Origin of the sequence: Janthinobacterium sp. SUN026, assembly GCF_030397625.1 — a bacterium.
GTDB lineage: Bacteria > Pseudomonadota > Gammaproteobacteria > Burkholderiales > Burkholderiaceae_D > Janthinobacterium > Janthinobacterium kumbetense.
Window position 1 is genome coordinate 695,489 of sequence record NZ_JAPQNU010000001.1, and the last position, 26,194, is coordinate 721,682.

Here is a 26,194-nt window from a genome sequence, read left to right on the forward strand (position 1 = left end):
CGGCAGCGGAGAAAACCCTCACCTGCGAATGCGAATTATTTTCATTTATTGCAGTTGCATGGCCGGTGCCTGCGCGGCAGCTTTCGGCGCCATGCCGATGGTGCTGACGGTGCCGCTGCGCACGATCTGCACGGGCAAGAGTTGCGGCAGGGCTGCGGCGAAACGGTCCAGCTGGGTCAGGCTGAAGCTGCCGCCGATGCGCAGCCTGGCGACGGCGGGATCGCGCACGACGAAGCCCGTGTCGCCATAGCGTTCGAACTCGGCCAGCGCCGCGCCCAGCGGCACATTGTCGAAGGTGATCCTGCCGTCGCGCCACGACGCCACGCTGCCCGGGGCCAGGCTGGCGATGGCAGACAGGCGGCCGCTGGCATCGCTGCTGACGCCCTGGCCGGCCCGCAGGTCGACCCGGTCTTGCCGTGCACCCGCCACGCGCACCTGGCCATGCTGCACGGCCACGCGCAGCTTGCCGTCGTGTTCGAGGGTATTGCGCACGGAAAACTGCGTGCCTACCACCGTCACTGTCAAGGGACCGCTGAGCACGTCGAAGGGCTGGCCCTGCTTCGATTGCACCTGGAACAGCGCTTCGCCGTGCGCCAGGCGCACTTCGCGCCGCTGGCGGTACAGGGTGACGTGCAGTTGCGTGGCCGTATCGAGCTGCAGCTGGCTGCCGTCGGGCAGCGCGACGGCCAGGCGCTGGCCGCGCACGGTGGCATATGACTGGCTGAACACGGCTTGCTGTTGCCACCACTGGTAGCCGCCCGCGCCCACGCTCAGCAGCAGCATGGCGGCGGCCGCATACGGCAGGGAGCGCAGAAACGGGCGGCGGGGCAATGGCGCCGCAGCCGGGGGCACCGCCCAGCGCGCGGCGACTTGCGCGGGAATCCGCCGTGCTGCGCGGTGGGTCTGCTGCAGCTGCGCATATGTCTGCGCGTGCAGCGCATCGGCCGCCAGCCAGGCGGCAAACGCCGACTGGCCCTGTGCATCGAGGTTGCCGCGCCGGCTGAACCAGGTGGCGGCTGCCAGCGCCACGCCATCTTGCGTGGCGGCAAAGTTGGCGTACTCGCGCAAGTCCGCCTGCTCCTGGGCAGAGGGGCCGAAATCATGGCGGGGCGAGTGGGCGGTCATGGGCGCCATTATGTGGCTTCCCGCAAAGAATGCAACTGCGCCTGGCAACTGAGCATGCCGCGCGCGATATGTTTTTCCACCATGCTCACGGAAATGCCCATGCGCGCGGCGATTTGCGCGTGCGGCAATTCCTCGAACACGTGCAGCACGAAGGCGTCGCGGCAGCGGGGCGGCAAGGCGTCGATGGCGGCCACGCAGGCTTGCCAGTCCTGGCTGCTTTCCAGCGCCTGTTCCGGCTGCAGATGACGGGGGGCGGCCGGATGCGCGGCCTCCGGCAGGGCGTCGAGCTCCTCGTGCTGGCGCAAGGCGGCGCGGCGGTGCTTGTCGATCAGCAAGTTGCGCGCCGTGCGGTACAGCAGCGCGCGCGGTTCGCGCACGGCCGCTTCGCCCAGCACGCGCGCATAGCTTTCCTGCACCAGGTCGGCAGCGGCCTCGCGGTTGCGCAAGCTGCGCCAGCAAAAGTTCAACAGTTCTTGGTAATAGCGTGCAACCACGGCGTCCGATGTATGAGTCCGCAGCCAGGAATGCCGCATATGAGAATGATTCTCATTATATGCCATGCCGGGATGTGGCGCTAAGCGGCTTGGCGCACCGTGGCAGATGTACAACGCTTTGTCCGACGGCCGGCATCGATTACTATTGGAAGTTAATGTGGAGACAACATGGCCATACAAATCATCAATACGGCGCCGGTAGCGGGCCAGCGGCCCGGCACTTCGGGCTTGCGCAAGAAGGTGGCTGTCTTCAGCGCACCGCAATACCTGGAAAATTTCGTGCAGAGCGTTTTTGACACGCTGGGCGATTGCCGCGGCCAGACCCTGGTGCTGGGCGGCGACGGCCGTTATTACAACCGCGCGGCCATCCAGACGGTGCTGCGCATGGCGGCCGCGCATGGCTACGCGCGCGTGCTGCTGGGACAAGGCGGCATCCTGTCGACGCCGGCCGTCAGCTGCGTCATCCGCAAGCATGGCGCCAGCGGCGGCCTCATCCTGTCGGCCAGCCATAACCCGGGCGGACCCGACGGCGATTTCGGCATCAAGTACAACATCGCCAATGGCGGCCCGGCGCCCGAAAAAGTCACCGAGGCCATGTTTGCGCGCACGCAAACGATCACCGAATACCGTATCAGCGACGCTGCCGACATCGACCTCGATACCCTGGGAGTGGTGCGCATCGAACAGATGACGGTCGAAGTGATCGACCCGGTGCTCGATTACGCGGAACTGATGCAGCAGCTGTTCGACTTCGACGCCATCCGCGCCCTGTTCGCGGGCGGCTTGCGCATATGCTTTGACGGCATGCACGCCGTTTCCGGCCCGTATGCGACGGCCATCCTGGAAGGCATGCTGGGTGCGCCCAAGGGCAGCGTCATCAACGGCGTGCCCCTGGAAGATTTCGGCGGCGGCCACCCGGACCCGAATCCCGTCAACGCGCAGGAATTGATCGCCATCATGGCGGCCGACGATGGGCCCGACTTCGGCGCCGCCTCGGATGGCGACGGCGACCGCAACATGATCGTCGGCCGCCGCTTCGACGTGACGCCCTCGGACAGCCTGGCCATCCTGGCCGCCAACGCCACCGTGGCGCCCGGCTACCGCGCCGGGCTGAAAGGCATCGCCCGCTCCATGCCCACGTCGGGCGCGGCCGACCGGGTCGCCAGCGCGCTGGGCATACCGTGCTACGAGACGCCGACGGGCTGGAAGTTCTTCGGCACCCTGCTCGACGCGGGCCTGGCCACCCTGTGCGGCGAAGAAAGCTACGGCACGGGCTCGAACCACGTGCGCGAAAAGGATGGCCTGTGGGCCGTGTTGTTCTGGCTCAACCTGCTGGCTGAGAAAAAGCAATCGGTGGAAGAGATCGTGCGCGCCCACTGGGCCACCCATGGCCGCAATTACTATTCGCGCCACGATTACGAAGACATCGACAGCGCCGGCGCGGCGCAGCTGATGGACGCCGTGCGCGGCCAGCTGGCCGCCTTGCCGGGCCAGGCGCTGGGCGGCTACACGGTGGCGCTGGCCGACGATTTCAGCTACACGGACCCCGTCGACGGCTCGGTGGCGACGCAGCAGGGCATCCGCATCATCATGACGGACGGCGCGCGCATCGTGCTGCGCCTGTCCGGCACGGGTACCGAAGGCGCCACCCTGCGCCTGTACCTGGAGCGCTACGCAGCCGATCCGGCCCAGCATGACTTGCCGACCCAGCAAGCGCTGGCGGGGCTGATCGCCGTGGCGGAAACAGTGGCGCAGATCCGCGCGCGCACGGGGCGCGACGGGCCGACGGTGACGACGTAAAAAAAGGCGCCCGAGGGCGCCCTTTTGCGTTACATCAAACCGGCATCACGCTTTCGCCGGGATGACTGCCTGGCGGTAGTTGTCCACCATCTTGTAGCGCTTCGCATACAGGCCGAAGGCCAGCATGGCCACGGCGGCGAAGGCGGCGAAGAAGAACATCTGGAAGGCTGTCACGCTGATGCCGCTCTCGGCGATCTTGCCGATCACGCCTTCGTTCATGACGCTGCGGTTGACGATCAGCACCCACAGGTTGCCCACCGTGGTCGACAGGTTCCAGAAGCTCATGATGGCGCCCTTCATGGACACGGGAGCCTGGCTGTACGCAAATTCCAGGCCCGTGGCCGAGACCAGCACTTCGCCGAACGTCAGCAGGGCGTACGGCAGGATTTGCCACATGATGGAGACGGCGTTGCCGCTGTCGAGCGCCAGCTGCAGCAGACCGATGACGATCCACGCCAGCGAGGAAAAGCCGATACCGGCCGTCATGCGGCGCAGGGCCGTCGCTTCCAGGCCGAAGCGGTTCAGCATCGGGTACAGCACCAGGTTGTTGAACGGGATCAAGAGCATCACCAGCATCGGGTTCAACGCCTGCATCTGCGCCGGCAGGAACCAGCTTGGTTTTTCCATGGTGTTCGCTTGCACGATCCACGTCGAGGCCTTCTGGTCGAACAGCGAGAAGAACGGCGTGACGAGGGCGAAGATGACGAGGATGCGCAACACGGCGCGCACGCCTTCGACGGCTTCGTCAGGGTGGATGCCGCGTGCGCGTTCCAGCTGCATGGCCGTGCCGATGCTGCCGAAGGCCAGCAGCAATACCAGTGCGGTACACGCAGAAATCACGAAGCCCCATTCGGGAATGCTGTAGAACGCATACAGGGCGCCGATCACGCCGACGTAGGCCACGTACAGGCCGGGACGGGAACCGCCGTCGACGCGCGCCAGCAAGGCCGTGCGGGCCACGCGGGTGAACGAGTCGGGATTCGGCGGCGCCGGCGGCACGTGCACGTATTTCTTGGCGCCCATCCAGAAGACGATGGTGGCGGCCAGCATCATCAGGCCGGGGATGCCGAAGGCGATCGACGGGCCGAAGTCGCGCAGGAACATCGGCATCAGCAGCGAAGCGAAGAAGGAGCCGAAGTTGATGATCCAGTAGAACAGGTCGAATACCAGCTTGGCCTTGTGCTTGTTGGTCTGGTCGAACTGGTCGCCGACAAACGAGGCCACCAGGGGCTTGATGCCGCCGGAACCGAAGGCGATCAGGAACAGGCCGAAATAGAAGCCGTTGACGCTGTTTTCAAACAGGGCCAGGCAGGCATGGCCGGCGCAATACACGAGGCTGAGCCAGAAGATGGTGTTGTATTTGCCAAAGAAGCGGTCGGCCAGCCAGCCGCCCAGCAGCGGGAAGAAGTACACGCCGATGACGAAGGTGTGGAAGACGTGCTTGGCTTCGCCCGTGCGCTGGTCGATCGGGATCATCAGCAGCAAGGTGCTGATGAGGAATGGCGTCAGGATGTTGCGCATGCCATAGAAGCTGAAGCGTTCGCAGCCTTCGTTGGCGATGATGTACGGTATTTGCCGCGGCATTTTGCCCGTGGCGGTTTGTGTCTCGGCCGATGACATTGGCTCTCCCCCAAGTTTTTTTTGTAAGCCGCGATGCTAAGGCCTGCCGCGTTTGCTTGCAACAGAAAAAACGGCCTGTCCGCTATTTCGCAGAGATTTGTAAGGTATTGATTTTCATAAAGACATTACTTTCGGCACTTGCGCGCACCGGGCGGGGCAGCCACAGCTGCATTTGCAGCATGCCATCCGATGCGGGACAGTCTTCCAGGGTAAAACCGCAACCGAGGTACAGGGTCAATGCCGCGTGGTTGTCCTGCGCCACGGCCAGGCGCACGCGGCCCAGTTCGGGAATGGTGCAGGCATGGGCGATGGCGGCCTGCACCAGTTGCCGTCCCGCGCCGCGCCCGCGCGCCTGCGGCGCCACGTACACGCCCCACAGGCTGGCCTTGTCATGCACGACGGTAATCGGTTCGCGGCGCAGGCCGGCCAGCGCGATCAATTGTTCCTCGTCGAAAGCGCCAAATATTATTTGGTGGGAAGTGGCGCGCAAGCGCTGGGCTATCTGTGCCAGCGGCAAGCCGCTTTCCGCCGCATGCGTGGTGCAGAAGGCGGCGGGCAGTTCGGCGATGCCGGCCAGGCGCAGCGCGCGGTAGGCGGCAACGTCGTCTGGCGCGAGGGGGCGGACAGTGATGGCGGGCATGTGGGCGAGTATCGGGCTTCGATGCCAGAAAGTAAAGCTTGCGCTGCAAGGCAAGCGTCCCTGGCCATCGCGCCTGCAGCCGGCGCAGGGGCGTTACTGCGTGGCGACGCGCTGCATGGGCGCATTGTCCTTGCGCCATTGTTCCAGGCTGATCAGCTCAGCGCTGACGATGTCGTCGACGAGGATGCGCTTGCCGTCGGGCGATACGACGAAACTCTCCCACCGATGCGCCGCATCGGGCGTATTTTCGAAAAAGCTCAGCTGATAACAGGCGACGCCATCGACGAGGCGCGTCTCGGGCGACGTTTCCATCACGGCGCCATGAGCGCGCCCGCCGGATGCCTTTTCGATATGCGCCGACCAGGCCTTGATTTCCGGCAAAGCCATCAAGGCATCGATGGCGCGCGCGTTCTGCTCCGGCACTGCCGTCTGGCTGCTCGCGGCCGGGGCATTGTCTGCCTGCGGCGTGGATTGCTGGTGCAGGTAGAAAGCACCGAGCCCGGCGGCCAGCAAGCCGGCCAGGATGCCGGCGATGATGGTGGTTTTGGAAGAGGAGGCGCGTGGCGGCATGATGGTGAGCATGAGAAAGAGGGACGATGGCGGCCATGCTAAAGCAAAACGCACAGGCCGGCAATCGCCGGGGCAGGTAAGCAGCTGTTCACGGGGCGGGTGCCGCATCCAGGGCTGGACGCTCCTACCTTCGGTTTACCTTTGATATGTTATTAAAAAACATGGACCCATGAAGTTTCCAAATTGAATCAATTAGTGCTTGTATGAAATTGCTTATGTGCTAACTTTGGTGCAGACGCCCTGTTGCAGGCTGTCTGTTGCGCTGGCGAGGCACGGAATGTCCGGGTTTGGGCTCAGCACATCAACGTCCACGGAGAAACGATGAACATGATCAAACGTACGGCGCTGCTTATTGCGTCATGTTTTCTGGCCGCGTGCGCAAGCACGGGCAAGCAGTTTCCAACGCTCCATGAATCGGCGCATACTGCTGCCGGCGCCGTGGAAAAGACCCTGCCGACCGGCGAGGCGCTTGCCATGCTGCGCCAGATATCAAAGCATGCCGACATGGCCGAAGCAGTTTACCGGCGTGATCTTGATGTGTCGGAGCGCCAGGAGCGCGCCTGCGATTATGTTACCGCCACGGACTCGCCCCCCTTGCGCAGTGGCTTGCCCGATGGGTGGTTTCGGCTGAACCAGCAACTTATCAGGAAACTGGGCATGCAGCCAGCGGGGGAACAAGGTCGCCCGCTGCAACCTTGCCGTGGCGCCAGGGGCTTGCAATATGAGACCTACATCAGGCTGGACGCGTCGGGCCGCCCGCTGGAGGCGGTGCTGGCCTTTCGCGGTACGGAAAATACCAAGTATGAGTGGCGCAGCGACTGGATCGCCAACTTCAGCAACGTCGATTTTGGAGTAGGCGCCAATCCCCAGTTTAGCGAGGCCCGTATAGAAGGGGGGCGCCTGATCGAAGCGCTGGTGCGGGTGTTGCCGAAGACGACATCGTCGCCTGTCTGCAAGGCAGCCAAGAACAGGTCCGAGGGCGTGCAAGCGCCCATCGACCTGGTCGGCCACTCGCTGGGAGGGGGCTTGGCGCAACATCTGGCGTATAGCAGCAAGGCGTGCGATGTGCGCGCAACGATTGCCTTTGATCCCAGCCCGGCAACCGGCTGGTTCTTCTTGCATTGGCGCGGGTGCGTGGTGACGGCGGATCCGAATATCTACCGTGTGTATCTTGATGGCGAGGCGCTGTCGTTTGTCCGCAAGGTATCGACCAAATTCAATCAAACGCGTGATCACCGGCGCGACATCCGCATGACTTTTCCCGACGTTGATGTCGGGGCATTCGGGCGGCATAGCATGACTTTGCTGGCTGCCGGTATCAAATATGCCGCGAACAGTCTGCCGCCCGATGATACGGAGAATCGCATTGATTATGCATCGTCCATCGTGTATCCGGAGAGCCTCGGCCAGAACTGAGGGTGCGCCAGGCGAAAAAAAGCCACCTTCCGTAGAAGGTGGCTTTCGGGGCCGCCGGGAGGCGCTGGCAGCTTTTGGTCTGCCAGCCCTGTCCCTGCGTATGCGGCCAGTCGCGCCGTCGCCTGCGCGACTGGCCGCCGGACATTACATCATGCCGTCCATGCCGCCCATGCCGCCCATACCACCCATGCCGCCGCCCATGCCGCCGCCTGCTTTGTCGTCAGCGATTTCGCAGACCATGCAGTCGGTCGTCAGCATCAGCGAAGCGATCGAAGCGGCGTTTTGCAGCGCCGAGCGGGTCACTTTGGCTGGGTCCAGGACACCCATTTCAACCATGTCGCCATACGTGCCGTTGGCAGCGTTGTAGCCGTAGTTGCCCGAGCCAGCCAGTACGGCTGCCACGACGACCGAAGCTTCTTCGCCAGCGTTTTGCACGATCATGCGCAGTGGCTCTTCCATTGCGCGCAGGACGATCTTGATACCAGCGTCTTGATCAGGATTGTCGCCCTTGACCGTGATGTTGGCGCGTGCGCGCAGCAGGGCTACGCCGCCGCCTGGCACGATGCCTTCTTCCACGGCAGCGCGGGTTGCGTGCAGTGCATCTTCAACGCGGGCTTTTTTCTCTTTCATTTCGACTTCGGTGGCTGCGCCAACCTTGATCACGGCAACGCCGCCAGCCAGTTTGGCGACGCGCTCTTGCAGTTTTTCACGGTCGTAGTCCGAGGTCGCTTCTTCGATCTGTACGCGTACTTGTTTCACGCGTGTTTCGATCGAGGCAGCTTCGCCGGCGCCATCGATAACGATGGTGTTTTCCTTGCCCACTTCGATGCGTTTCGCTTGGCCCAGTTCGGCCAGGGTCACTTTTTCCAGGGTCAGGCCGACTTCTTCAGCGATCACTTGGCCGCCGGTCAGGACAGCGATGTCTTCCAGCATGGCTTTGCGGCGGTCGCCGAAGCCAGGGGCTTTCACTGCGCAGGTTTTCAGGATGCCGCGGATGTTGTTCACAACCAGGGTCGCCAGCGCTTCGCCTTCGATGTCTTCCGCGATGATCAGCAGTGGACGGCCAGCTTTTGCGACTTGTTCCAGTACCGGCAGCAGGTCACGGATGTTCGAGATTTTCTTGTCGCACAGCAGGACGAATGGGCTGTCCAGTACGGCAACTTGTTTCTCTGGGTTGTTGATGAAGTATGGCGACAGGTAGCCGCGGTCGAACTGCATGCCTTCAACGATGTCCAGCTCGTCGTTCAGCGACTTGCCGTCTTCTACGGTGATGACGCCTTCTTTGCCGACTTTTTCCATCGCTTCAGCGATACGCTCGCCGATCGAGTAGTCCGAGTTCGCCGAGATCGCGCCAACCTGGGCGATTTCCTTGGTCGTGGTGCAAGGACGGGCGATTTTCGCCAGTTCTTCGACGGTGGCTGCAACAGCTTTGTCGATACCGCGCTTCAGGTCCATCGGGTTCATGCCGGCGGCAACGAACTTCATGCCTTCGCGCACGATGGCTTGTGCCAGCACGGTCGCGGTGGTGGTGCCGTCGCCGGCGTTGTCGCTGGTGCGGGAAGCAACTTCCTTGACCATTTGCGCGCCCATGTTCATGAGCTTGTCTTTGAGTTCAACTTCTTTCGCTACCGACACACCATCCTTGGTGACGGTAGGGGCGCCGAACGAGCGCTCCAGGACCACGTTGCGGCCTTTCGGGCCCAGCGTTACTTTGACTGCGTTGGCGAGGATGTTGACGCCTTCGACCATCTTGGCGCGCGCTGCGTCGCCGAATACTACTTCTTTAGCTGCCATGTTCAATTCTCCTGAGTTTCGGGATGTATCTGTCTACAACGTGGAAACAATTACTTGACGACGATCGCCATGATGTCTTCTTCGCGCATGACCAGCAGCTCATCGCCGTCAACTTTGACGGTTTGGCCGGCGTACTTGCCGAACAGGACGCGGTCGCCCACTTTGACATCCAGAGGACGGACTTTGCCGTCGTCGAGAATCTTGCCATTGCCTACGGCAAGGACTTCGCCTTGATCCGGTTTTTCAGCAGCTGCATCAGGAATGATGAGGCCGGACGCAGTTTTGGTTTCCTGGTCGAGGCGTTTGACGATGACGCGATCGTTCAATGGGCGCAGATTCATACAAAACTCCTTAAAGTTCAATGGATAGGTGTTGCTAAATGAATACATGCCTGGCGCAGCGCCAGGCGTGCTTTCAGTGACCGCCGTTGAAAGCAGCCCGCAACGGTCAAGCAAACCCCATGTCATCGAGTGCGTGCCGGCGCTGGGCAGTGGTGGCATCGCGGCGTCGCCCGCCGCGTAGCGTTCCCTGCTGTTGTCCGGCATACACCATCATGTCCTGAGGATTGCTACGAAAGAGTTTGTTAGCACTCTCTACTAACGAGTGCTAATTATAGGGACGCTAAGGGTCAACTTCAAGGGCTTATTCAAGGGGAACATATAGATAGATGCTGAGCAGAGCCTGCATCTACACAGGGTTTGCGCCAGCACAAGCCTCGTTCCCGGGCGTCAGCAACAGGCGCGACTCTAGCATGTCGTTCGGAGAGGGGGCGTTCCTGTACGCACAGGAAACAGAGTTTGACTATGAAATTTGATAAGATGATTGCAATTGCATATCAATATCGCCACATATCACCGCTCGCGCCAGAAAGAAACCATGCCATTCCCGCTTTCCCGTCCCGCCCTGCGCCTGCTGGGCGTCACCGTCATCGGCCTCGCCTGCCTGGGCAATGCCGCCGCGCAAACGCCCACCATCGTCGATGAAATCACCGTGGCGGCCCTGACCCCGCTGGAAAAGAACATGCTGCTCAATGACTTGTTCAACGACTTGAACAAGGATGACGACGACCAGGAAGCCCATGTGTGGGACAACGGCGGCGACCGCGGCATGCTGGTGAAAGTCACGTATAACTTCAGCAACTCCGGCATGACGGAACACAGCCTGAAGGCGCACGTCTGCCGCGACCTGAAATTCGTCGTCACGGCGGCTGGCAAGTCGCAGGACCTGAGCCGCCGCACCTGTTCGCAAAACAGCGGCAACTGGGATGTGCAGGGCAAGGATCCAGCACCCGTCGTGTATCCGCCATTCCTGTCCGACGTGACCATCGCCAAGCTGAATGCGAAGGAACAGAAAGCCTTGCTGACGGCTGCCGTGCGCACCTTGAAGGATGAAGAGGATGGCAAGACGCGCCAGTGGAGCAACAAGGGCCTGGGCAATGCGGTGCCGCTGGCAGTGCGCCTGACGCCTTCGGGGACGGACGCCAAACCTGGCAGCTACCGCAGTACTTGCCGCGACTTGACGATGGTGCTTGACGGCAAGAGTGGACAACAGACGCTGACGCGCCGCTCTTGCGAAAACCGCTATGGCGGACTGGATATCGAACCCGATTACGTCGACGAGTAAAACGCTGCCATCGCGGCGCTGGCGGATGCGTGCAGATGGCGAAAAGCGCCGGAAAAAGCGTGTATTGTCCGCCAACTGCCCTGCATTGATGTAAATATGTGTGACAGCGGCGTGATTCGATTGACGCCCATGGAGCGTCCGCCCTATAGTGGCGGGATGATTTCCGAATTCAACGAATTATCCGACAAAATAGGCCTGCTGGCCGAAATGACCCATGCGCTGCGCCGTGAAAACGCGCAATTGCGCAAGGACAATGCCGCGCTGGCCGCCGACAACGCCCTGTACGTGCAACGCATGCGCGATGCGCAGGAGCGGGTGGAAGCGTTGCTGGAAAAAATTCCCGAACTGGTGCAAGCTGGCCTGGAGCAAGCCGCTTCGGAAGCGGGCGCCTATATTGCCGAGAACGAGAAGGAAGCGTAATGCCGCGTGTCGATGTCAATATCATGGGCCAGTCCTACAGCATGGTGTGCCGCGACGGCGAAGAGCGCGCGCTGCGCGAAGCGGCGATCTATCTCGATAGCAAAATGAAAGCCATCCGCGACGCGGGCAAGGTCAAGGGCAACGACCGCATCGCCGTGCTGGCCGCCCTGGGCGTGGCTGCGGAATTCCTGTCCGTGAAGTCGCCGCAAGGTCCGCTGTCGGAATTGACGATACTGGAAGTGAAGCAGAAAATCTCGGCCATGCACACAGTATTGGATAGTGCGCTGACGCCCCAGGAAAACCTTTTTTAAGCGCGTACGCGACGATTTGTCTTTGCGATGCGCGATCAAAGGAGTAAACTTGGGTCTACCCTGCGGTGTTCGCGATTGCCATATATTCCTTGAACCATTTATGCGCATCGGTTGCGAATTTTGTTTGATGGGAGTGAGCGTCGCTCGTTCGACGAACCCGAAATTGAACTAACGTGACCACCTTGAACCGTTTGGTTCGGGATGCCGGCATAGCGGCACAGGCGGGGCCCAATTTGCAGTACAAAGAAAACGGTTGCAGCATCATGCTCAGCCGTTTTTTTACGCCTGTTGCTTTTGATAGGGAGTGAACATGAAACAATACTGGCTGATGAAATCCGAACCCGATGAAGTGAGCATCGACGACCTGATGGCCGCGCCGCAGCACACCATGCCGTGGTTTGGCGTGCGCAACTACCAAGCGCGCAACTTCATGCGCGATGGCATGCAGCCGGGCGATGGCGTGCTGTTCTACCATTCCAGCTGTCCGCAGCCGGGCGTGGCGGGCGTGGCCGAAGTGGCCAGCGGCGCGTATCCCGATCACAGCCAGTTTGAAGCGGGTGGCAAGTATTTCGATGCCAAGGCCACGCCTGAACAGCCGCGCTGGATCAGCGTCGATGTGCGCGGCCTGAAGAAGACGGCGCTGCTGCCCCTGTCCGAGATGCGCCAGATGCCGGAGCTGGAAGACATGCTGCTGCTGAAGAAGGGCAGCCGCCTGTCGATCACGCCCGTGACGCCGGCGCAATGGAAAGTCATTACCGGCAAGCTGAAAGCCTAGACTTCGACCCGGTTGCGGCCATTCTGCTTGGCCCGGTACAGGGCCTGGTCGGCGGCGGCCAGCAATGCTTCCGGCGTTTGTCCTGCGTCACTCAAGGCCAGGCCGATGCTGGCCGTGACCAGGCCGCCGCGCGACGGTGCGTGGGCGATGGCGGCCGCGGCGATTGCTTCCTGCATCTTGTGCGCCACCGCCATGGCGCCCGCGCCATCGGTGGCGGGCAGGATGGCGGCAAACTCCTCGCCGCCGAAGCGGGCCGCTAGGTCGCTGGCGCGCGGCAGCGCGGAATGCAGGGCCGCCGCGATCTGCTGCAGGCAGGCGTCGCCATACGGGTGGCCGAAGGTATCGTTGAGGCTTTTGAAGAAATCGATATCGATGATCAGCAGCGCCAGCGCTTGCTGGTTGCGCGCGGCCCGTTGCCACTCCAGCTGCAGGGTCTGGTCGAAGCAGCGCCGGTTGGCGATGCCCGTCAAGCCATCCGTCAGCGACAGCTTTTCCAGCTTGTCATGCGCTGCGCGCAAGGCCAGTTCGCTTTGCATGTAGCGGCTTTGCAGGGTGGCCGAGCGCAGCGCGTGAACCGTCAGCGCGACAAACAGGGCGCTGGCCGCCAGGTAAAAATGCTCGCGCAGCACGACGAATCCCAGTCCCAGCAGGGCTGCCGTGAAGAAGATGGGGCTGAAGTTGTCAATCAGCAAGGTCAACGGCCGCGGCGGCCGCGCCTCTTCCTCGCCCGGCTGCACGCGCATGGCCAGCACCGCCAGCAGCAGGAAAGGCATGCTGGGCAGTATCTCGCTGGGACCGGATTCGGCCAGCGCGTGCAGGGTCAGGTAATTATAGGCGCCCGCGCAGGCGGCGTAGCACCACAGGAACACACTGAGCAGAAGGTAGAAGCGCCCTTGTGCGCCATCGCGGCGGTGCGCCAGCAGGCGCAGCGAGGCGCAACAGGCCAGGACGAGGTTTTCCACGTTGTACGTCGTCACCAGCAGGCTGGCAGGTATCGGCGCGATCGAGCGCTGGTCGAAGGGCGAGACGGAAAAGATGGCCGTGTAGGTCAGGTAGGCCGCCAGCAGCACTTGCACGGCGTCCAGCCATTGCAGGGTGCGCGAAGGGTGCCGGTCGCTGACGGAGGAAATGGCCAGCAGCAAGGGCGCGCCATACATGAAATAGGCAAAATCGGAGAAATACGTCGTGTCGGACGCCACATGGCCGCTCAGGTCTTGCCAGGCAGAAAGGGCCATGCCCACGCTCCAGAACAGCATGGCGGCCGCAAACAGGCCCCAGCCCGTGCGCACGACGCCGGGTGCGCTCAGGCTGGCGTTGCGGCAGCAGGCGGCCAGCGCCAGCAGTGGCGCCGTCACGCCGAACAGGTAGCTTACGGCGGGACCGCGCGTCCCGGCCCAGGCCGTCAAGGCCAGCTGCGCCAGCACGTAGCCGCCCGCCAGCGCCAGCCAGAATGTCGTGGTCTTCCTCGCATACTGCATGGATGGGACTCCCCGCTCGAATTGCCAACACAGCATGATTGCATGCCCTGCTCTTGTTGCAGGGTAAAGCGATCATTGCGCTATCGCAAGCGAAGATTCATTCCGCAAGGAAATTGTGCTGCTTTGAGGGAAAGGTTGCCGGAGGAGGGGGATGGCGCGCCTGCCTGGCGCGCCATCGGGGGAACAGCGGTTTTACGTGTTGGCGGGGCGGGCCTTGGTGGGCGGCGTGCCCATCACCTGGCTTTTATACGCCCACACGAGCAGCGCGATGGCGCCGACGATCATCGGCAAGGACAGCATCTGGCCCGACGTGATCGGCACGCCCAGCCACACGACTTCCCAGTCCGGCGTGCGGAAGTATTCCGTGAAGAAGCGCGCGCAGCCGTACAGCAGGGTGAACATGGCGCCCACGGCCATGCGCGGACGCTGCTTGCGCGCATACAGCCACAGGATGATGAACACCAGGATGCCGTCGACCAGCATCTGGTAGATCGGCGACGGGTGCACGGGATACGGGATGCCCGGCCATTGCATGGCCCATGGCAGGGTGTCCGGGGCGATGCGGCCCGGCAGTTCGGCATTGATGAAGTTGCCCAGGCGGCCGGCCGCGTAGCCGAGCGGCACCAGCGGCGCGATGAAGTCGAGCACGTCGAACAGGTTGCGGCCCGCCTTGCGGCTCCACAGGTACATGGCCAGGATGACGCCGAGGAAGCCGCCGTGGAAGGACATGCCGCCATGCCACACCATGAAGATCTCGAGCGGATTGTGCATGAAGTATTCGGGGCGGTAGAACAGCACTTCGCCCAGGCGACCGCCGATCACCACGCCCAGCATGCCGTAGAACAGCATGTCGTCGAGGTCTTCCTTCTTCCAGCCCAGCACGGCGATATGCGGCTGCTTGATGCGCACGCGGCCCAGGATAATGAACAGGGCGAAGGCCAGCACATACATCAGGCCGTACCAGTGCACGGCGAGCGGGCCGATCTGGATGGCTATCGGGTCGGGCATCGGGTGTATCAGCATGGGGTTTCTTTCTTTGTTTAAAGCTAAGGTTGCGTAGTATGGGGGCGCTTGCGGTTTTTTGCCTTAGCGGCCACTTAATTTAACTGGCAGTACCGCCGATCTGCTTGCGCAGCAGCGCCAGGAAACCTTGCAGCACGGCGGAAGGGTTGTCGCGGCGCCAGGCCAGGCCTGTTTCCACCAGCGGCGTGGCGTCCTGCAGCGGCCTGTATTCTACGCCCGGGCGCATCAGATTCGATACCGATTGTGGCACAAGCGCGATGCCCATGCCAGCCGAGACGAGGCTGACGATGGTTTGCATCTGGATCGCTTCCTGGCCGATCTGAGGCGTGATGCCGGCCGCGCGGAACACGCCGAGGATGGCGTCATGCAGGGCGGGCGAGATCGCGCGCGGGAAGATGATCAGGGGCAGGGCCGGCACGTCGCGCAGGCGTACGGGGCCCGGCGTGTTCAAGATGTCGAGGCCGGACGGCGCGGCCAGCACCAGCGGTTCGGCCAGCACGGGCAGGTAATCGAGTTCCCCCTTCGCCTTTTCGGGCAGGGGCGGGATCAGCAAGCCCGCATCCGTGCGCCCGGCCAGCAATTCGTCCAGCTGCAGGTCGGACGTGGCTTCCTGCAGCGCGATCTGCACTTGCGGATAGGCCGTCCGGTAGGCGCGCAGCAGCGGCGGCAGCACGCTGTAGTCGGCCGAGGAAACAAAAGCCAGGCTCAGGCGGCCCGCCTCGCCCTGCGCGGCCCGCCGCACCAGCGCGGGCAAGTCCTGCGCCTGGGCCAGCAGCCGGCGCGCCTCGGGCAGCAGGGCGTTGCCGGCCGGCGTCAGCTGCACCTCGCGCCGGGTGCGCACGAACAGGGGCGCGCCCAGCAAGTCTTCCAGGGCCATGATGGTTTGCGACAGGGGTGGCTGCGTCATGTGCAGGCGCGCGGCGGCGCGGCCGAAGTGCAATTCCTCGGCCACCGTGACGAAATAGCGAAGTTGTCGTAATTCAAGATTCATATGCATTTCCATGCTGATCGGATGCTGTGATACATAAAACGACTCACAGACACGTGCATCATATATTTGACAGTGGGACGCGCGCAAGGCAATCTGACGTACCCCCACTGCATGCAGGGTTTTACTGCGAATTTTTCTGTAAGCCCGCACAGTCAGGCACCAACACTTTTGGAAGGTCCATCATGCCGCAATACCGCTCCCGCACCACCACCCACGGCCGCAACATGGCTGGCGCCCGCGCCCTGTGGCGCGCCACCGGCATGAAGGATGGCGACTTCGACAAGCCGATCATCGCCGTCGTCAACTCGTTCACCCAGTTCGTGCCCGGCCATGTGCATTTGAAAGACCTGGGCCAGATGGTGGCGCGCGAAATCGAAGCGGCCGGCGGCGTGGCCAAGGAATTCAACACCATCGCCGTCGATGACGGCATCGCCATGGGCCACGGCGGCATGCTGTATTCGCTGCCGTCGCGCGACCTGATCGCCGACTCCGTCGAATACATGGTCAACGCCCACTGCGCCGACGCCATGGTCTGCATCTCGAACTGCGACAAGATCACGCCGGGCATGCTGATGGCCGCCATGCGCATCAATATCCCCGTCGTGTTCATTTCCGGCGGGCCGATGGAGGCGGGCAAGGTCGTCAAGGTGGTCAACGGCACGCAGAAGATCATCAAGCTGGACCTGGTCGACGCCATGATCAAGGCGGGCGACAGCACGGTGTCCGACGCCGACGTGGCGGAAATCGAGCGCTCGGCCTGTCCGACCTGCGGTTCCTGCTCCGGCATGTTTACGGCCAACTCGATGAATTGCCTGACCGAGGCCCTGGGCCTGGCCCTGCCCGGCAACGGCACCATCCTGGCCACGCACTCGGACCGCCAGCAGCTGTTCCTGCGCGCGGGCCGCCTGATCGTCGAACTGGCCAAGCGCCATTACGAGCAGGACGATTACAGCGTGCTGCCACGCTCGATCGCCACCAAGGCCGCGTTTGAGAACGCCATGGCGCTCGACGTTTCCATGGGCGGCTCGACGAATACCGTGCTGCACCTGCTGGCCGCCGCGCACGAGGCGGAAGTGGCATTCACGATGGCCGACATCGACCGCATCTCGCGCAAGGTGCCATGCCTGTGCAAGGTGGCGCCGATGACGGACAAATACCATATCGAAGACGTGCACCGCGCGGGCGGCATCGTGGGCATCCTGGGCGAACTGGCGCGCGCCGGCCTGCTCAACACGACCCTGCCGACGATCCACGCGCCGACCCTGGCCGACGCCATCGCGCAAAACGACATCATGTGCACGGACAATCCGGCCGTGCATGAACTGTTCCGCGCCGCGCCGGGCGGCGTGCCGACGCAGACGGCGTTCTCGCAGTCGGAGCGCTTCGCTGCCGTCGATACGGACCGCAGCACGGGCTGCATCCGCGACAAGGCGCACGCCTACTCGCAGGATGGCGGCCTGGCCGTCTTGTACGGCAACCTGGCCGAAAAGGGCTGTATCGTCAAGACGGCGGGCGTCGATGAAAGCATCCTGAAATTCTCGGGCAAGGCGCGTGTGTTCGAAAGCCAGGATGCGGCCGTCGCTGCCATCCTGGAAGACACCGTGCATGAAGGCGACGTCGTCATCATCCGCTACGAAGGCCCGAAAGGCGGGCCCGGCATGCAGGAAATGCTGTACCCGACGTCGTACATCAAGTCCAAGGGCCTGGGCAAGGCGTGCGCGCTGTTCACGGACGGGCGTTTCTCGGGCGGTTCCTCGGGCCTGGTGATCGGCCACGCCTCGCCGGAAGCGGCCGAAGGGGGCACCATCGGCCTGGTGGAAGAGGGCGACTTTATCGACATCGACATCCCCGAGCGCACCATCAACCTGCGCGTGACGGATGCCGAACTGGCCGCGCGCCGCGCCGCCATGGAAGCGAAGGGCGATGCGGCATGGCTGCCCGTCAACCGCGACCGCTACGTGTCGCAGGCGCTGCAGGCGTATGCGGCGCTGACGACGTCGGCCGACCGGGGCGCCGTGCGCGACCTGTCGCAGCTGAAGAAGCGCTGATTTGTTGCGCAGGTAAGACAGCCGGCCCCGATCTGCTGTGCGGGGCCGGCTGTCGTTACATCGCCTTACAAACAACATGGTCATGGGCGCGCAGATGGGGCAGAATATGACTGCCTCTCGTCTACATTGCGTTACTACATTGAAACGCTTGATCTGGGCTCGTGGTGCATCTGCGGAAACACAGTAAAATGCCGCAGGAAGTAACTTTGGAGAAAAGACAATGAAACGTTTTATGTTGGTGAGTGTATTGACCGTATCGGCTCTGGCATCGCAAGCAGCGTTGGCCAATCCGGACCTGGCGAAAGCAAAAAACTGCATGGCTTGCCACGCGGTGAGCACGAAACTGGTGGGCCCTGCGTTCAAGGACGTGGCTGCCAAGTACGCTGGCCAGAAAGACGCGGAAGCCAAGCTCGTGGCGAAAGTCATGAAGGGCGGTTCCGGCACCTGGGGCGCGATCCCGATGCCAGCGAACCCGCAAGTGAGCGATGCTGAAGCCCACACCCTGGTCAAATGGGTACTGGCACAGAAATAATCTGTGCCGCAGTACCTGCAGTCAGCGCGCCGGCAATCCCGGCGCATTTTTTTTGCCTGCCGCCTTCAGATTGCCCATGCCTTCCAGTGTCGCCCGCACGGCCTCGTCGAGCGGCGTATGCGCTTCCTGGCCCAGCACGGCCAGCAGCCGCGCATTGTCCATGGACAAGGGCGTTTGCCATAAATAGCGCATCTCGCGCATTTCGCGCAGGGTCGCCACGAACGGCGACGCCAGCGCTACCAGCCACCATGGAAAGCGCCGGATGGCGGGCTTGGCGCCCGTCGCCTGCTCCACCGCGCGGGCAATCGCGCCCGTCATTTGCAGGCCGTCGTGGTCCCAGTGGCCCGCCATGTGAAAGCGCGCAAAGGCGGGCAAGGTGGCGCGCATGGCCAGCAACCGCACCATCGTGCGCGCCACGTCGGGCAGGTAGGACCACTGGTGGCCCACGCCGGGCACGCCCGGATACAGGATGGTGCGCACGCTCTGGCCCGGTTTCACCAGCCCCTGCGAAAACCAGTTATTGCCGGCGCGGGGGCCGAAGAAGTCGCCCGCGCGCACGATCAGCACCCTGGCGCCCTGCGTGGCGGCCCGTTCCAGGCGCGCTTCCAGTTCCACGCGGATGGCGCCCTTGCGCGTCAGCGGGCGCTGCGGCGCGTCCTCTGTCAAGACAGGAAAGGCGTCGGGGCCGAAGTTGTACACGGTGCCAGGCAGCACGATGGTGGCGTTTTCGGCAATTGCCGCGGCGATGGTGTTGTCGAGCATGGGCAGCACCAGCTGGCCCCAGTGGCGGTAGCCGGGCGGGTTGACGGCGTGCACGATGACGGCGCAGCCTTTCGCGGCCGCCAGCACGTCCGCGCGCGACAGCGCATCGCCGCGCAGCCATTCGACGTGATCGCCCCGTGGCGACGGCGTTTCTCCCCGCGTCAGGGCGCGCACCTGCCAGCCCGCCGCCAGGAGCTGGCGCAGCATCTCGCCGCCGATGCCGCCCGTGGCGCCCAGTACCAATGCCGTGTTTTTCGTGTTTTCCATCCTGACCTCCGTGTGGTTGATGGAGCCAGTATCTGCCGCGCAAGGTTAATTGGGAATTGACGAGTATCGATCACAGGCTATACATTTATGTATGACTACCGCCATCGCCTGGGAATACTATCGTTCGCTGCTGGCCGTGCTGAAGCACGGTTCCCTGTCCGGCGCGGCCCGCGCGCTGGGCATCACGCAACCCACCGTCGGCCGGCATATCGCCGCGCTGGAACAGGCGCTGGGCGCGACCCTGTTTACGCGCTCCCAGCTGGGCTTGCTCCCCACGGAAGTGGCGCTGGCGTTGCGGCCCCATGCGGAAACCATGGAGCACACTGCCGCCCTGATGGAGCGTGCCGCCAGCAGCCAGGGGCAGGGCGTGGCCGGCGTCGTGCGCATCGCGGCCAGCGAAGTGGTGGGCGTGGAAGTGCTGCCGACTATCCTGGCTCGCCTGCGCGCGCGCCATCCGGGCTTGGTCATTGAATTGGTATTGAGCAACAAGGTGCAGGATTTGCTGCGCCGGGAAGCGGATATCGCCGTGCGCATGCTGCGTCCGCGCCAGGAGCAGCTGGTGGCGCGCAAGGTGGGAGATATCGAACTGGGCCTGCACGCGCACGCGGACTACCTGGCGCGGCACGGCATGCCGCTGGCACTGGCCGATCTGGCGCACCATGCCGTCATCGGCTACGACGAAGCGAGTCCTTTCGTGCGCAACGCTGGCGCCGCCTTCCAGGGATTTTCGCGGGACAACTTTGCCTGGCGCAGCGACAGCGACCTGGCGCAACTGGCCTTGATCCGCGCGGGCGCGGGCATCGGCGTGTGCCAGGCGGGGCTGGCGGCGCGCGATCCGGCCCTGCGGCGCGTGTTGCCGCAGGCGTTTGCGCTGCCGATGGAAACGTGGATCACCATGCATGAAGACTTGCGCGGCAGCCTGCGCTGCCGCGCCACCTTCGACGCGCTGGCCGAAGGGTTACTGGCTTATGTGGCCGGACAGCAAGAACCGTAGCGAGCGGATGTGAGTTGTGGCTGAGAAGCGGAGCTGTGCGAATGCACAGTGAGCATCGCAGGCCGCAAATCGCGCCGCGCAGTAGGTTCTATTATTTGACCACTTCCATCTTGGTCTTCTTGCCATCTCGATATGTAAACAAGGTCAGCGCGCCATCCTTGATGTCGCCGTTGGCATCGAACGAGATCGGCCCCGTCACGCCTTGGTAGTGCACCTTGGCCAGGAACGGCAGGTAGACGGACGGTTTCGACGACTTGGCGTCGGCCATGGCGGTGGCCATGGTCATCACGGCATCGTAGACGTAGGGCGCGTACAGCTGCACTTCCATGTTGTATTTCTGCTTGTAGCGGGCGCGGAAATCGTCCATGCCTTTTTGCTGCGCGCCCGTCACGCCGCCCGCTTCCGCGCAGGTGACCATGTCTTCGCCCACGGCGTCGCCCGCCAGCTTGCCCAGCGGTTCCGTGCACAGACCGTCGCCGCCCATGAACTTGGCCTTGATGCCCAGCGCCTTCATCTGGCGCAGCATGGGGCCGCCCACGGAATCCATGCCGCCAAAGAAGATCAGGTCGGGATTTTTCGACTTGATGCTGGTCAAAATGGCATTGAAATCGGTCGCGTTGGCATTGGTAAATTCCTTGCCGACGATTTGCACGCCGGGCGCCGCCTTCTTGGCGCCTTTGACGAACTGTTCCGCCACGCCCTGGCCGTAGGCCGTGCGGTCATCGATGACGGCGATTTTCTTCGCCTGCAGCTTGCCCACGGCATACGCGCCCAGGGTGCCGCCCAGCTTGTTGTCATTGGCCACCACGCGGAAAGCCGTGTTGAATTTTTGCTGGGTATACGTGGGGTTGGTGGCGGCAGGGGAAATCTGCGGAATGCCCGCATTGAAGTAAATGCGCGAGGCGGGAATCGTCGTGCCCGAGTTCAGGTGGCCGACGACGCCGTTGACCTTGGCGTCGACCAGCTTTTGCGCCACGGCCGTGCCCTGCTTGGGATCGGCCGCGTCATCTTCGGGCACCAGCACGAATTTCACGGCTTTGCCGTCGATCTTGAAGCCTTTGGCGTTCAAATCCTCGATGGCCATCTTGGCCGCGTTCTCGTTATCCTTGCCCAGGTGGGAGCTGGCGCCAGAGACCGGGGCGACGTGGCCGATCTTGATGATTTCCTGCGCGCCCGCATGGCCGGCAAAGGCGAGGGCGACGGCGAGAGGAAGGACTTTGGTCTTGAGCAGCATAAACATTCTCCAATGGATAAAGATACGGCGGCGTCTCGTGAAAACCGCTTCGAGGGGCGGTGCATTTGAAGAAGGTACAACAAAAAACAGGCGGCGCAAAGCCGCTTTTGGGGCTTTTTGCATTTTGTCGCAACAATCACCAAAGTGAGGCGCGATGCACCGATTTCGCAGGCGCGAGCGCACCAAAGAATGGCGTTGGGAGGGATACAGGTGTAGAGAAATCAGGCCAAATATGCCTAGTAAACTGACAGCACCTGATAAAACCGTAGCGAGCGGAATGGAGAGGTGGCTGAGAAGCGCAACCGTACTAGGGTACGGTGAGCATCGCAGGCCGCCTATACCGACGCGCAGTAGGTTTTTGCAGGTGTCTTAGTGTGCGGGAGGGTGCAGGTGTCCCAGCTCGTGGCTGACGGCATGCGCGACGATCTGTTCCAGCGATTGCTGCAAGTCCTCGCGCAGGGCGCCGCGCATTCCGATCAGGGCGTTTTGCAGGGCTGTCTGCAGGACGTGGGCAATGCGCTCTTCCAGCAGGTGGTCGATCTTGCCTTGTACCTGGTGCAGGATGCGCTGCGTCAGGCGCTGTTCGATGGCGTCCCAGTCGGGTTGCACTATGCTCGGTGGCAACACCGGCGCTTCCTCGACGGCAGCCGCAGCTGGAGCGACAGATTCCGGCACTTCCGGCCCCAGCAGCACTTCCGTCAGCAGGGGGATGCCCTGGTCGAATGGTTGATCACTCATGACTTGCCTGCCACGAAGTGGGTCGGTTGCACGTTTTGCTGGCGGTAGTGCAGGAAGCGCTGGCGGCCCGCCTGCGCATCTTGCTCATCCATGGAAACGATCTCGAAGACGCGCTGGAACTGTGCGTAATTAGCGGGCGGCAACTGCGACAGGTTGACGAGGATGTCGTGGTGCGGCAAGTCCGCCGCTGCGTCATCGGTCAGGATGATGGGCGTCTGCGCCGCCAGCGGATCGCCGGCCAGCACGTGGGGCAGGAAATCCGTGGCGGAAATGGTCCACATGGCGCTGTTCAAGGCGTCGAGCTGGGCGCCATCTTGCGCCAGCACGACCACCTCGTTGCCGGCCATATAGGCCTTGCGCGCCAGGCGGCAGGCGTAGGCCAGCTTGTCCGGCACGTTGCTGTGAAAATCGACGCGGCTCATGGCGATCAAGCGGCCATGCCGCTGTGGCGCAGCAGGGCGTCGATCAATGGTTCGCGGCCGCGGAAGGCCGTGAACGATTCCAGCGCGGGGCGCGAGCCGCCGACGGACAGAATTTCTTGCAGGTAACGCTTGCCCGCTGCCGTGGTGGCGGCAGGCCCCAGCACCTTGGCTTCTTCAAACGCGGCATACGCGTCGGCGGACAGCACCTCGGCCCACTTGTAGCTGTAGTAGCCAGCCGCGTAGCCGCCGGCGAAGATGTGCCCAAAGGAATTCTGGAAGCGGTTGAACGGCGGCGGAATCAGCAGCGAAAACTTGGCCCGCACGCCGTCGATCAGCTGCTGCACGCTCTGGCCCGTGCTGGCATCGTAGTCATAGTGCAAATGCATGTCGAGCAAGGAAAATTCCACCTGGCGCAGGGTTTGCAGGCCGGACTGGAAATTCTTGGCCGCCAGCATCTTGTCGTACAGCGCGCGCGGCAGCGGCGCGCCCGTGACGGCATGCGCCGTCATGTGCTCGAGCACTTCCCATTCCCAGCAGAAATTTTCCATGAATTGCGATGGCAGTTCCACGGCATCCCATTCGACGCCGGCAATGCCCGACACGCCCAATTCGTCGACCACCGTCAACATGTGGTGCAGGCCGTGGCCGAATTCGTGGAACAGGGTGATGACTTCATCGTGCGTGAACAGGGCTGGCTGTACCTTGCCGTCGACCACGGCCGGTTCCGTGAAGTTGCAGGTGAGATAAGCGATCGGCGTTTGCACGTGTTGCGCGTCGGCGCGTCGTCCGCGCGCGTCGTCCATCCAGGCGCCGCCGCTCTTGCCCGCGCGCGCATACAGATCCAGGTAGAACTGGCCGACCAGCTTGCCGTCGCGCTCGATGCGGTAAAAACGCACATCCTTGTGCCAGACGGGCGCCGTATCGAGCTTGATGTCGACGGCGAACAGGTTCTGGATCTGGCGGAACAGGCCGTCGATCACCTTGTGTTCAGGGAAATACTGTTTGACTTCCTGGGCCGAGAACGCGTAGCGGCGTTCCTGCAGCTTTTCGGAAGCGTACGGCACATCCCATGCTTGCAGTTCGGCAATACCCAGTTCTTCCTTCGCGAATTGTTTCAATTCTAACAAGTCTTTCTCGGCGAACGGGCGCGCGCGTTTGGCCAGGTCTTCCAGGAAAGCGATGACTTGCGCGGGCGAAGTGGCCATTTTGGAGACCAGCGACACTTCGGCGAAATTGGCGTAGCCGAGCAGTTTTGCCTCTTCTTCGCGCAATTGCAACAGGGTGACGATGTTGTGCGTATTGTCCCAATCCGCTTTCTTGCTGAAGACGTCGCCCTGGTCCGAGGCCTTGGTGGCGTTGGCGCGGTAGATGGTTTCGCGCAGCGCGCGGTTGTCGGCAAATTGCAGGATCGGGTAATACGAGGGGAAGTGCAGCGAGAATTCATAGCCTTGCTTGCCCGCCTTGTCGGCGGCGGCGCGCGCGGCAGCCTTCACGTCGTCGGGCAAGCCGGCCAGTTCAGCATCGTTCTCGACCAGCAACTTGTAGTCATTGGTGGCGTCGAGCACGTTTTCGGAAAAGCGCGTCGAGACGGCCGCGTGTTCTTCCTGGATGGCGCCGAAGCGCTCTTTCTTGTCCTCGGGCAACTCGGCGCCGCCCAGGCGGAAGTCGCGCACGGCATTGTCGACGATGCGCCGGCGCGCGGGCGACAGGCTGGCGAAATCGGCGCGGGCCTGCAATTGCTTGTATTTGCCGAAGAGGATTTCGTTCTGGCCCAGTTCGGTCCAGAATTCCGTCACCTTGGGCTGGTTCGCATTGTAGGCGGCGCGCAGTTCCGGCGTATCGACCACGCTGTTCAAGTGGTTGACGATGCTCCAGGCGCGGCCCAGGGTTTCGGCGATCTGGTCCTGGGGCGCGACGAAGTTTTCCCAGCTCACTTCTTCCATGGGCGCTTCCAGCTGCGCTACCGTGGCGCGCGCCTGGGCCAGCAGGGTATCGATGGCAGGCGTGACATGCTCGTGCGTGATCGCGTCGAAGCGTGGCAGGCCGGAAAAATCAAGCAGGGGATTGGTATTCATCGTCGGTTCGTCCATTCTGTCTTCATATATGGCGCGCCTGAAAAATGTTCAAGGCCAGGCAACGCCGCCATGAGCATTGTCTCAGGTGCTCCTCTTAAATGCGCTCGGCGGCTTCGACCGTGTTCATCAGCAACATGGTGATCGTCATCGGACCCACGCCGCCCGGTACCGGGGTGATGTGCGACGCCACTTCCTTGATGCCGGCAAAATCCACGTCGCCGCACAGCTTGCCGTCATCGTCGCGGTTCATGCCTACGTCGATGACGATGGCGCCCGGCTTGACCATGTCGGCCGTCAGGGTGTTGCGGCGGCCGACGGCGGCCACGACCACGTCCGCCTGGCGCGTGTACAGGCCCAGGTCCGGGGTCGCACTATGGCAGATGGTGACGGTAGCGTTCGCTTGCAAGAGCAGCAGGGCCATCGGCTTGCCGACGGTATTGCTGCGGCCGATGACGACGGCGTGCTTGCCGCGCAAGTCCACGCCCGTGCTTTCGATCAGTTTCATGCAGCCATACGGCGTGCACGGGCGGAAGCCGGGCAAGCCCGTCATCAGTTCGCCGGCGCTCAGGACGGAATAGCCGTCCACGTCTTTCGTCGTGGCGATCGCTTCGATGACCTTGTGCGGGTTGATGTGCTTGGGCAAGGGCATTTGCACGAGGATGCCGTGGATGGCCGGGTCGGCATTCAGGCTGGCGATGCGTGCCAGCAAGTCCGCTTCGGACAGGTCCGCTTCATATTTTTCCAGCACCGAGTGGAAACCCACGTCGCCGCACGCCTTGACCTTGTTGCGGACATACACCTGGCTGGCCGGGTCTTCGCCGACGAGAATCACGGCCAGGCCGGGCTGGGTGCCCTTGGCCGTGAGGGCGGCGGCGCGCGTGGCGATCTCGCTGCGCAGTTTTTGGGAGAGGGCGATTCCGTCGATCAGTTGTGCTGGCATGGTAGGGAGGCTGTGTGGGAGGGAAAAGACAGATTATAAAGCCGGGCGGCGCAAAGGGGCGGTTTTGGCGCCAAGCCTTTAAGTTAAGCAGTGCCATGCGTT

25 protein-coding genes and 1 other RNA gene are annotated in these 26,194 nt (G+C 62.8%); 10 read left to right on the top strand and 16 right to left on the bottom strand.

The features are described 5' to 3' along the window. Nucleotides 1–45: 45 nt before the first annotated feature. Together OX459_RS03170 and OX459_RS03175 are read right to left on the bottom strand one after the other, a co-directional pair. Nucleotides 46–1,134, bottom strand: a complete 1,089-nt coding sequence (locus OX459_RS03170) for a FecR domain-containing protein (RefSeq protein WP_289903809.1) — start codon at nt 1,132–1,134, stop codon at nt 46–48. Further along, nucleotides 1,134–1,619: a sigma-70 family RNA polymerase sigma factor gene (locus OX459_RS03175; protein ID WP_289903810.1), complete on the bottom strand. Its 486-nt coding sequence runs from the start codon at nt 1,617–1,619 to the stop codon at nt 1,134–1,136. The genes OX459_RS03170 and OX459_RS03175 overlap by 1 nt, the downstream gene beginning before the upstream one ends. A gap of 168 nt (nt 1,620–1,787) precedes the next feature. Here OX459_RS03175 and OX459_RS03180 point away from each other — a divergent pair, with 168 nt between their 5' ends. After that, a complete protein-coding gene (locus OX459_RS03180; RefSeq protein WP_289903811.1) occupies nt 1,788–3,419 on the top strand; it encodes an alpha-D-glucose phosphate-specific phosphoglucomutase in 1,632 nt (543 codons plus the stop codon). Between the two features lie 45 nt (nt 3,420–3,464). Here OX459_RS03180 and OX459_RS03185 read toward each other — a convergent pair whose 3' ends face one another. The 3 genes from OX459_RS03185 to OX459_RS03195 all read right to left on the bottom strand — a co-directional run bounded on the left by OX459_RS03185 (nt 3,465) and on the right by OX459_RS03195 (nt 6,249). Next, nucleotides 3,465–5,003, bottom strand: coding sequence for an oligopeptide:H+ symporter (locus OX459_RS03185; protein WP_289903813.1), 1,539 nt, complete (start codon nt 5,001–5,003; stop codon nt 3,465–3,467). 118 nt (nt 5,004–5,121) lie between these two features. Next, complete coding sequence (locus OX459_RS03190) at nt 5,122–5,679, bottom strand: GNAT family N-acetyltransferase (RefSeq protein ID WP_289903814.1); 558 nt, start codon at nt 5,677–5,679, stop codon at nt 5,122–5,124. A gap of 93 nt (nt 5,680–5,772) precedes the next feature. Continuing rightward, on the bottom strand, nt 5,773–6,249 hold the full coding sequence (locus tag OX459_RS03195) for a hypothetical protein (RefSeq protein ID WP_289903815.1): 477 nt from the start codon (nt 6,247–6,249) through the stop codon (nt 5,773–5,775). 321 nt (nt 6,250–6,570) lie between these two features. Between OX459_RS03195 and OX459_RS03200 the strand changes: the two genes are divergently transcribed. Further along, nucleotides 6,571–7,665: a hypothetical protein gene (locus OX459_RS03200; protein WP_289903816.1), complete on the top strand. Its 1,095-nt coding sequence runs from the start codon at nt 6,571–6,573 to the stop codon at nt 7,663–7,665. Nucleotides 7,666–7,809: 144 nt separating this feature from the next. Here the strand turns inward: OX459_RS03200 and groL are convergent, their stop codons facing one another. Together groL and groES are read right to left on the bottom strand one after the other, a co-directional pair. After that, nucleotides 7,810–9,459 (bottom strand): chaperonin GroEL, encoded by a 1,650-nt coding sequence (gene groL, locus OX459_RS03205; protein ID WP_289904813.1) that lies wholly within the window; start codon nt 9,457–9,459, stop codon nt 7,810–7,812. A gap of 50 nt (nt 9,460–9,509) precedes the next feature. Beyond that, nucleotides 9,510–9,800: a co-chaperone GroES gene (gene groES, locus OX459_RS03210; protein WP_010400979.1), complete on the bottom strand. Its 291-nt coding sequence runs from the start codon at nt 9,798–9,800 to the stop codon at nt 9,510–9,512. Between the two features lie 535 nt (nt 9,801–10,335). Here groES and OX459_RS03215 point away from each other — a divergent pair. The 5 genes from OX459_RS03215 (at nt 10,336) to OX459_RS03235 (ending at nt 12,588) form a co-directional block, all read left to right on the top strand. Further along, the gene (locus OX459_RS03215) at nt 10,336–11,082 is read left to right on the top strand and encodes a hypothetical protein (RefSeq protein WP_289903817.1); all 747 of its coding nucleotides are present in this window, start codon (nt 10,336–10,338) and stop codon (nt 11,080–11,082) included. Between the two features lie 156 nt (nt 11,083–11,238). Continuing rightward, the gene (locus tag OX459_RS03220) at nt 11,239–11,502 is read left to right on the top strand and encodes a DUF904 domain-containing protein (protein ID WP_289903818.1); all 264 of its coding nucleotides are present in this window, start codon (nt 11,239–11,241) and stop codon (nt 11,500–11,502) included. Then, nucleotides 11,502–11,813 carry a cell division protein ZapA gene (locus tag OX459_RS03225; protein WP_034747344.1) on the top strand — a complete coding sequence of 104 codons (312 nt, stop codon included), beginning with the start codon at nt 11,502–11,504 and terminating at the stop codon, nt 11,811–11,813. The genes OX459_RS03220 and OX459_RS03225 overlap by 1 nt, the downstream gene beginning before the upstream one ends. 54 nt (nt 11,814–11,867) lie before the next feature. After that, a non-coding RNA gene (ssrS, locus tag OX459_RS03230) (6S RNA) lies at nt 11,868–12,045 on the top strand. A gap of 78 nt (nt 12,046–12,123) precedes the next feature. Beyond that, complete coding sequence (locus OX459_RS03235; RefSeq protein WP_099666763.1) at nt 12,124–12,588, top strand: EVE domain-containing protein; 465 nt, start codon at nt 12,124–12,126, stop codon at nt 12,586–12,588. On the opposite strand, the gene OX459_RS03240 is transcribed toward OX459_RS03235, so the two are convergent. The 3 genes from OX459_RS03240 to OX459_RS03250 form a co-directional block, all read right to left on the bottom strand. Then, the gene (locus tag OX459_RS03240; protein ID WP_289903819.1) at nt 12,585–14,102 is read right to left on the bottom strand and encodes a diguanylate cyclase; all 1,518 of its coding nucleotides are present in this window, start codon (nt 14,100–14,102) and stop codon (nt 12,585–12,587) included. The genes OX459_RS03235 and OX459_RS03240 overlap by 4 nt on opposite strands. Nucleotides 14,103–14,258: 156 nt before the next feature. Continuing rightward, on the bottom strand, nt 14,259–15,089 hold the full coding sequence (gene lgt / locus OX459_RS03245; protein ID WP_152283306.1) for a prolipoprotein diacylglyceryl transferase: 831 nt from the start codon (nt 15,087–15,089) through the stop codon (nt 14,259–14,261). Nucleotides 15,090–15,168: 79 nt separating this feature from the next. Beyond that, on the bottom strand, nt 15,169–16,080 hold the full coding sequence (locus OX459_RS03250) for a LysR family transcriptional regulator (RefSeq protein WP_289903820.1): 912 nt from the start codon (nt 16,078–16,080) through the stop codon (nt 15,169–15,171). Between the two features lie 182 nt (nt 16,081–16,262). Between OX459_RS03250 and ilvD the strand changes: the two genes are divergently transcribed. Then, nucleotides 16,263–18,128 (top strand): dihydroxy-acid dehydratase, encoded by a 1,866-nt coding sequence (ilvD, locus tag OX459_RS03255; protein WP_289903821.1) that lies wholly within the window; start codon nt 16,263–16,265, stop codon nt 18,126–18,128. Between the two features lie 220 nt (nt 18,129–18,348). Beyond that, nucleotides 18,349–18,660, top strand: a complete 312-nt coding sequence (locus OX459_RS03260) for a c-type cytochrome (RefSeq protein WP_099666767.1) — start codon at nt 18,349–18,351, stop codon at nt 18,658–18,660. 21 nt (nt 18,661–18,681) lie between these two features. Here OX459_RS03260 and OX459_RS03265 read toward each other — a convergent pair whose 3' ends face one another. Continuing rightward, nucleotides 18,682–19,689, bottom strand: a complete 1,008-nt coding sequence (locus tag OX459_RS03265) for an NAD-dependent epimerase/dehydratase family protein (protein WP_289903822.1) — start codon at nt 19,687–19,689, stop codon at nt 18,682–18,684. A 91-nt stretch (nt 19,690–19,780) separates the two neighbouring features. Between OX459_RS03265 and OX459_RS03270 the strand changes: the two genes are divergently transcribed. Continuing rightward, nucleotides 19,781–20,683 carry a LysR family transcriptional regulator gene (locus OX459_RS03270; protein ID WP_289903823.1) on the top strand — a complete coding sequence of 301 codons (903 nt, stop codon included), beginning with the start codon at nt 19,781–19,783 and terminating at the stop codon, nt 20,681–20,683. 91 nt (nt 20,684–20,774) lie between these two features. On the opposite strand, the gene OX459_RS03275 is transcribed toward OX459_RS03270, so the two are convergent. The 5 genes from OX459_RS03275 to folD all read right to left on the bottom strand — a co-directional run bounded on the left by OX459_RS03275 (nt 20,775) and on the right by folD (nt 26,092). Next, complete coding sequence (locus tag OX459_RS03275; RefSeq protein ID WP_070257968.1) at nt 20,775–21,917, bottom strand: branched-chain amino acid ABC transporter substrate-binding protein; 1,143 nt, start codon at nt 21,915–21,917, stop codon at nt 20,775–20,777. A gap of 369 nt (nt 21,918–22,286) precedes the next feature. Then, on the bottom strand, nt 22,287–22,655 hold the full coding sequence (locus OX459_RS03280; protein ID WP_289903825.1) for a hypothetical protein: 369 nt from the start codon (nt 22,653–22,655) through the stop codon (nt 22,287–22,289). After that, nucleotides 22,652–23,077 (bottom strand): DNA polymerase III subunit chi, encoded by a 426-nt coding sequence (locus OX459_RS03285; RefSeq protein ID WP_289903827.1) that lies wholly within the window; start codon nt 23,075–23,077, stop codon nt 22,652–22,654. Before OX459_RS03285 ends, OX459_RS03280 begins: the two co-directional genes overlap by 4 nt. Nucleotides 23,078–23,082: 5 nt before the next feature. Beyond that, a complete protein-coding gene (locus tag OX459_RS03290) occupies nt 23,083–25,152 on the bottom strand; it encodes a M3 family metallopeptidase (RefSeq protein ID WP_289904814.1) in 2,070 nt (689 codons plus the stop codon). A 94-nt stretch (nt 25,153–25,246) separates the two neighbouring features. Then, a complete protein-coding gene (folD, locus tag OX459_RS03295; protein ID WP_099666771.1) occupies nt 25,247–26,092 on the bottom strand; it encodes a bifunctional methylenetetrahydrofolate dehydrogenase/methenyltetrahydrofolate cyclohydrolase FolD in 846 nt (281 codons plus the stop codon). Between the last annotated feature and the right edge of the window lie 102 nt (nt 26,093–26,194).

What these genes read in the sequence shown, in the direction of transcription:
- OX459_RS03185 (WP_289903813.1), bottom strand. Translation starts at nt 5,003, where the DNA reads ATGCCGCGGCAAATACCGTACATCATCGCCAACGAAGGCTGCGAACGC.
- groES (WP_010400979.1), bottom strand. Translation starts at nt 9,800, where the DNA reads ATGAATCTGCGCCCATTGAACGATCGCGTCATCGTCAAACGCCTCGAC.
- OX459_RS03285 (WP_289903827.1), bottom strand. Translation starts at nt 23,077, where the DNA reads ATGAGCCGCGTCGATTTTCACAGCAACGTGCCGGACAAGCTGGCCTAC.
- ilvD (WP_289903821.1), top strand. Translation starts at nt 16,263, where the DNA reads ATGCCGCAATACCGCTCCCGCACCACCACCCACGGCCGCAACATGGCT.
- OX459_RS03260 (WP_099666767.1), top strand. Translation starts at nt 18,349, where the DNA reads ATGAAACGTTTTATGTTGGTGAGTGTATTGACCGTATCGGCTCTGGCA.
- OX459_RS03275 (WP_070257968.1), bottom strand. Translation starts at nt 21,917, where the DNA reads ATGCTGCTCAAGACCAAAGTCCTTCCTCTCGCCGTCGCCCTCGCCTTT.
- OX459_RS03265 (WP_289903822.1), bottom strand. Translation starts at nt 19,689, where the DNA reads ATGGAAAACACGAAAAACACGGCATTGGTACTGGGCGCCACGGGCGGC.
- OX459_RS03170 (WP_289903809.1), bottom strand. Translation starts at nt 1,134, where the DNA reads ATGGCGCCCATGACCGCCCACTCGCCCCGCCATGATTTCGGCCCCTCT.
- OX459_RS03200 (WP_289903816.1), top strand. Translation starts at nt 6,571, where the DNA reads ATGAACATGATCAAACGTACGGCGCTGCTTATTGCGTCATGTTTTCTG.
- OX459_RS03240 (WP_289903819.1), bottom strand. Translation starts at nt 14,102, where the DNA reads ATGCTGTGTTGGCAATTCGAGCGGGGAGTCCCATCCATGCAGTATGCG.
- OX459_RS03225 (WP_034747344.1), top strand. Translation starts at nt 11,502, where the DNA reads ATGCCGCGTGTCGATGTCAATATCATGGGCCAGTCCTACAGCATGGTG.
- OX459_RS03220 (WP_289903818.1), top strand. Translation starts at nt 11,239, where the DNA reads ATGATTTCCGAATTCAACGAATTATCCGACAAAATAGGCCTGCTGGCC.
- OX459_RS03190 (WP_289903814.1), bottom strand. Translation starts at nt 5,679, where the DNA reads ATGCCCGCCATCACTGTCCGCCCCCTCGCGCCAGACGACGTTGCCGCC.
- OX459_RS03270 (WP_289903823.1), top strand. Translation starts at nt 19,781, where the DNA reads ATGACTACCGCCATCGCCTGGGAATACTATCGTTCGCTGCTGGCCGTG.
- OX459_RS03280 (WP_289903825.1), bottom strand. Translation starts at nt 22,655, where the DNA reads ATGAGTGATCAACCATTCGACCAGGGCATCCCCCTGCTGACGGAAGTG.
- OX459_RS03235 (WP_099666763.1), top strand. Translation starts at nt 12,124, where the DNA reads ATGAAACAATACTGGCTGATGAAATCCGAACCCGATGAAGTGAGCATC.
- OX459_RS03250 (WP_289903820.1), bottom strand. Translation starts at nt 16,080, where the DNA reads ATGAATCTTGAATTACGACAACTTCGCTATTTCGTCACGGTGGCCGAG.
- OX459_RS03180 (WP_289903811.1), top strand. Translation starts at nt 1,788, where the DNA reads ATGGCCATACAAATCATCAATACGGCGCCGGTAGCGGGCCAGCGGCCC.
- OX459_RS03195 (WP_289903815.1), bottom strand. Translation starts at nt 6,249, where the DNA reads ATGCCGCCACGCGCCTCCTCTTCCAAAACCACCATCATCGCCGGCATC.
- folD (WP_099666771.1), bottom strand. Translation starts at nt 26,092, where the DNA reads ATGCCAGCACAACTGATCGACGGAATCGCCCTCTCCCAAAAACTGCGC.
- OX459_RS03215 (WP_289903817.1), top strand. Translation starts at nt 10,336, where the DNA reads ATGCCATTCCCGCTTTCCCGTCCCGCCCTGCGCCTGCTGGGCGTCACC.
- lgt (WP_152283306.1), bottom strand. Translation starts at nt 15,089, where the DNA reads ATGCTGATACACCCGATGCCCGACCCGATAGCCATCCAGATCGGCCCG.
- groL (WP_289904813.1), bottom strand. Translation starts at nt 9,459, where the DNA reads ATGGCAGCTAAAGAAGTAGTATTCGGCGACGCAGCGCGCGCCAAGATG.
- OX459_RS03290 (WP_289904814.1), bottom strand. Translation starts at nt 25,152, where the DNA reads ATGAATACCAATCCCCTGCTTGATTTTTCCGGCCTGCCACGCTTCGAC.